We start from the raw sequence: 4,566 nt of genomic DNA on the forward strand, positions 1-4,566 counted from the left end.
TGGTGATCATCGTTTTAGAGCTGTTAATGCTGTCTAATAAGGGCATTTTCTTCTTTCGTTTGGAAGAGGGCCAGCCGCATTTTGGTGAGCTTCTTCAATATCACGAGATCATGGCCACGTTCGCAAGCCCAATCATTATGCTCTTTTTAGGCGGATTCTTCCTTGCTATGGCAGCGACCAAATATCGATTAGATGTCAACTTGGCGCGCGTATTACTCAAGCCATTTGGGCAAAACCCTAAATACGTCATGCTAGGGCTTATGTTGATCACTGGTATTTTTTCGATGTTCATGTCTAATACCGCGACAACTGCAATGATGCTTTCGATTTTGACGCCCGTTATTGCCGTTTTTGCGCCTAAAGATCCAGCTAGAGTCGCTTTCGCATTGTGCATACCTGTCGCGGCAAATATTGGCGGAATAGGGACACCGATTGGCACCCCGCCCAATGCCATCGCCTTGAAATATTTGGTGGGTGACAATCTGATTACCTTCGGTGAATGGATGGCGTTTGGTGTGCCGTTCGTTGTTATTATGATGGCGTTGGCGTGGTTTTTAATTGGGTTTATTTATAAAGCCGATCAGAAAACCATTAACCTAAGTATCAAAGGTAAGTTTTTGAAAACGCCGAAAGCGATTATCGTTTACATCACCTTTGCCTCAACGATCATATTATGGCTGATGGGCTCATCTCACGGTATGAATTCATACACTGTCGCTCTTATCCCGGTTGCCATCTTCTCACTGACAGGCATTATCAACAAAGAAGACTTGAAAAAGATATCGTGGGATGTTCTGTGGCTTGTTTCTGGTGGTATCGCGTTAGGTCTTGCATTAGATAAAACAGGCCTAGCAAGATTGATGGTGCACAGTATCCCGTTCGACGAATACTCACCATACGTCGTGTTATTTGGTGCGGCGACCTTGTGTTTAGTCATGGCCAACTTTATGTCTCATACGGCAACGGCCAACTTGCTTATGCCTATCATGGCTGCGCTGGGTGCTTCTATGGCATCTCTAACACCGCTAGGTGGCGAGTTAACCTTGATTCTCGTTGTCACTTTTGCTGCTTCGCTGGGCATGTCTTTACCCATCAGTACGCCACCTAACGCATTGGCGCACGCGACAGGGCAAGTTCAGACCCACCAAATGGCGAAAGTGGGCGTGATTCTGGGTGTCGTTGGCGTGTTATTGAGCTTTGTTATGGTGTGGATTTTACATTCTGTAGGACATATAGGGTAACTACGGACGATGCCGAACAGCAAATTCAATCAACTCATTAACCGTTACTTTAGTGATAACGATAGAAAACTGTCTCTGATTGCTGGCACCGTCGTGCTAGAGCAGGGCGAGCATAACGACAGGTTGTATTACGTAGTTAGCGGTGAATTAGAGGGCTATTTTACCAAAGGTGGCGATCTACAAACTAAGGTCTTTTCAGCGTCGGAAGGGGCCTTTATTGGCGTACACAGTTTCTTTTCTGAAACGTGGATTGCATCGTCTACCGTTGTCGCTAAATCCGATACTCAACTTGCATGGATAGACAGAACCATACAAGCTTTTGAACCAGAAATATATGGCCCATTAACCGCACAGTTTACCCCTGTTATCGTTAATGAATTGTCCCGTCGTCAGCGCAGAGCGACAGAAGAAGCGGTGGCTAAAGAACAAGCGTTACAAAAGTTACACACCGCAGAACAAATGACAACGTTAGGGCAGCTGGCCGCAGGAATAGCGCACGAGCTTAATAATGCGATTGGTGTCGTGAGCAGTAAGTCTGATCGATTAGAGTCTGTGTTATTAACGTTACTCGAAGAGATTCATCCGGAAGCGAGCCAGTTTTTTGATGTGGGTTTAATGCAAGGTCAAAAGAGTACCTCTAGCGAAGTTCGCAAAAGGGGCAAGCTGTTTGAACAAAAGTACAATTTACCCAAGGATATCGCAAGAGAGCTTGCTCGCGCTGTGAAATCCGATGAAGTGAATGAACATTGGCTGACGTCTCCCAAAGACGCGATTCGTTATTGGCAAATGGGACGCGATATACACGATCTTCGCTTAGCATCAAAACACACGGTGGGAATTGTCAAATCGGTGAAACAACTCGGCCGTACCGACATTGATCTAGATGAAGAACTCGATGTGAACGATTCCATTCATCGAGCTGTGGCATTGTTACAAAGCGATCTACGTAGAGTCTCTGTGCGTATTCGGCCCGCTGAACTTCCACCGTTCAAAGGATCTCAAACTGAGCTTGTTCAGGTTTGGGTTAACATCATCAAAAACGCCTGTGATGCCATGGAAGAGTGTGACGAACCCGCCATCGATATTCATACTCGGGTGCATAAAAATAGAATTTTAGTCACGGTGACCAATAATGGCTCTGAAATAGAACCTGCGATCCGAAGAAAGATCTTTCAACCTAATTTTACGACAAAAAAAGGCGGCTTATCATTTGGCCTAGGCCTTGGGCTCTCTATAGTCAAACGTATTGTTGCTGGATACTCCGGCAGTATTGCAGTAAAAAGCGACAGAGAGAAAACAATTTTTAGAATCAAGTTACCAATCGAGGGTGAACATGGAGAAGCTTAATTTAATTTGCGTTGACGATCAGCGAGAAGTGTTGAGTGCGGTACTTCAAGATTTGGAACCATTGACTCATTGGCTAAATATAGAAGATTGCGAATCAGCTGACGAAGTGTTGGAGCTAATGGATGAATTAGATGCGGATGGTGAAATGGTTGCCGTGTTGATTTCTGATCATGTTATGCCAGGAAAAACCGGCGTCGAGCTGCTCACGGAAGTCTCTTTAGATTCACGTTTCATGCATACAAAGAAAATCTTGCTGACAGGCCAAGCCACTCAGTCGGATACGATTGAGGCGATCAATGTCGCTGGAATAAATCACTACTTTGAAAAACCTTGGGCTTCTGATGTGCTGGTCAGCACTATTCGAACACTAGTGACACACTATATTTTTGAGAAAGGGTTGGATTACACGCAATACCAAGGTGAACTCGACCAGCAAGTGGTATTTTCACATCTTAGATAGGCGTTAGATCGCCATCTTTACACAGTCCCGCAACGGAAAAGCACCCGTCAGAGTCATAGCGATAAAAACAATGCTCAGCAATTGCTGAGCATTGTTAAATGGTATGAACAACGTTTTGTCGTCAATGATTGTCGCAAAAGCTTAAACGGATAAATAAGAAACCGTAATGTCTGGGTTAATAGCTTCTAGCGTTGCCTGAGTATCAGCAAGGTGACTGATCGTACCTTCAGACATTTCGACCAGTGCCGCTGAAGCGATATCGTTGATCGACTCACCGTCTAACAGTAATTGAATAATAGCAACTTGAAGCGGCGGTAAACTTGGGTTGAACGCTGCATTTTCAGCGTACGCACCACTATAGACTTTCCCGTTCGCCAGGCGAAGCGCCGTGCCACTCAGATTTTTAGTGTAAGGTGCGTGGCTGGCATTTAATCGTTGCATCGCGACGTTGATCAACACGTCCTGATCATTGGTCGTCAATAGATGATCGACTTTAGACATCAGTCTGGTTTCAATACCAAGATCCGCAGGGCCAAATGACTCAGGGAGATATTCTTGCAACGATTTCTGGTCTTTTTGTGGGAGCTGAATAACAAGTTCATCTGCTGTAGAGAGTTCATTCATAAATTGGCGGCAGTGACCACATGGGCTGAAGTTGATTGTAATATCAGTAATCCCTTCTTCACCTTTCATCCAAGCATGGCTGATGGCAGATTGCTCCGCATGGACGGTTTGACCGAGCTGAACGCCAGAAATCTCAACATTCGCCCCAAAATACAACCGACCAGATAGGCCTCTTACGATAGCACCGACAAAAAAGTGAGATAGCGGAGCGTAGGAATAAGCGGCAGCAAACGGCAACAGTGCAACACGCAAATCGGCGTCTGCTAAACCAGAGATTTCAAGGAGTTGCTCAAATTGCTGTTTAGATAAGGTAGCGTCAAAGCTATCATCTTGGAGAATCGGTAATAAAAAGCGAGATATTGATTCAGGGGCTTCTTGCAGTGCACGTTCCATTTGGGTATTCATTGTTCGACCTCTTTTTTATATTGGTATTCATTCTAGGGAACGACAAATAATAAACAGAGATATAGATCACATTAATAAATGCAATAGAAATTACATTACACCAATTGAGTGACGGGGCACATTTTTTAGAATGATTTTTCTCGTTTTCCCGCCTTTTTATGTAAATAAACATGAGTAAAGGATCAGGTTCAGTGAGTCGGGCTACATGAGCAACCACACGGCTAAAGAGAAAAACGATGGAGCGAGAATCGAGGTGATCACCCCACACACGACCAAGGCTAAAGAACTGAACGCCGCATCTTTAGGATCTTTTTCTGCACAGGTTGCGGTGCCTAACGCATGAGAAACCGTGCCCATGGTCAATCCCTTAGCGATAGGGTGGGTGATGTTTAGTAGGTTATAAATAGGGTAAGCGAGAATCGCACCAAACAATCCAACCAGCAGTACGAAAATAGCGGCCATGGCGGGTTCGCCTCCAAGGCTGCTCGA

At 45.0% G+C, this 4,566-nt stretch carries 5 protein-coding genes; 3 read left to right on the forward strand and 2 right to left on the reverse strand.

Translation table 11 applies throughout. The features are described 5' to 3' along the window. The 3 genes from ACP45E_RS10855 to ACP45E_RS10865 form a co-directional block, all read left to right on the forward strand. On the forward strand, positions 1-1,241 hold a 1,241-nt coding region (locus tag ACP45E_RS10855), incomplete at its 5' end, for an SLC13 family permease (protein ID WP_069584997.1). A gap of 9 nt (positions 1,242-1,250) precedes the next feature. Then, positions 1,251-2,588, forward strand: coding sequence for an ATP-binding protein (locus ACP45E_RS10860; RefSeq protein ID WP_017038484.1), 1,338 nt, complete (start codon positions 1,251-1,253; stop codon positions 2,586-2,588). Beyond that, positions 2,575-3,048: a response regulator gene (locus tag ACP45E_RS10865; protein WP_017034956.1), complete on the forward strand. Its 474-nt coding sequence runs from the start codon at positions 2,575-2,577 to the stop codon at positions 3,046-3,048. Before ACP45E_RS10860 ends, ACP45E_RS10865 begins: the two co-directional genes overlap by 14 nt. A 141-nt stretch (positions 3,049-3,189) precedes the next feature. On the opposite strand, the gene cdd is transcribed toward ACP45E_RS10865, so the two are convergent. Both cdd and ACP45E_RS10875 read right to left on the reverse strand, forming a co-directional pair. After that, on the reverse strand, positions 3,190-4,077 hold the full coding sequence (cdd, locus tag ACP45E_RS10870; protein ID WP_017038485.1) for a cytidine deaminase: 888 nt from the start codon (positions 4,075-4,077) through the stop codon (positions 3,190-3,192). 201 nt (positions 4,078-4,278) lie between these two features. Then, positions 4,279-4,566 (reverse strand): LrgB family protein (locus ACP45E_RS10875; protein ID WP_198927710.1); only part of this gene is annotated, 288 nt, incomplete at its 5' end.

The organism is Vibrio genomosp. F10 str. 9ZD137 (assembly GCF_049974785.1).
In the GTDB taxonomy this organism is placed as follows: domain Bacteria; phylum Pseudomonadota; class Gammaproteobacteria; order Enterobacterales; family Vibrionaceae; genus Vibrio.

Coding starts and splice junctions, on each gene's coding strand:
- ACP45E_RS10860 (WP_017038484.1), top strand. CDS start 1,251: ATGCCGAACAGCAAATTCAATCAACTCATTAACCGTTACTTTAGTGAT.
- cdd (WP_017038485.1), bottom strand. CDS start 4,077: ATGAATACCCAAATGGAACGTGCACTGCAAGAAGCCCCTGAATCAATA.
- ACP45E_RS10865 (WP_017034956.1), top strand. CDS start 2,575: ATGGAGAAGCTTAATTTAATTTGCGTTGACGATCAGCGAGAAGTGTTG.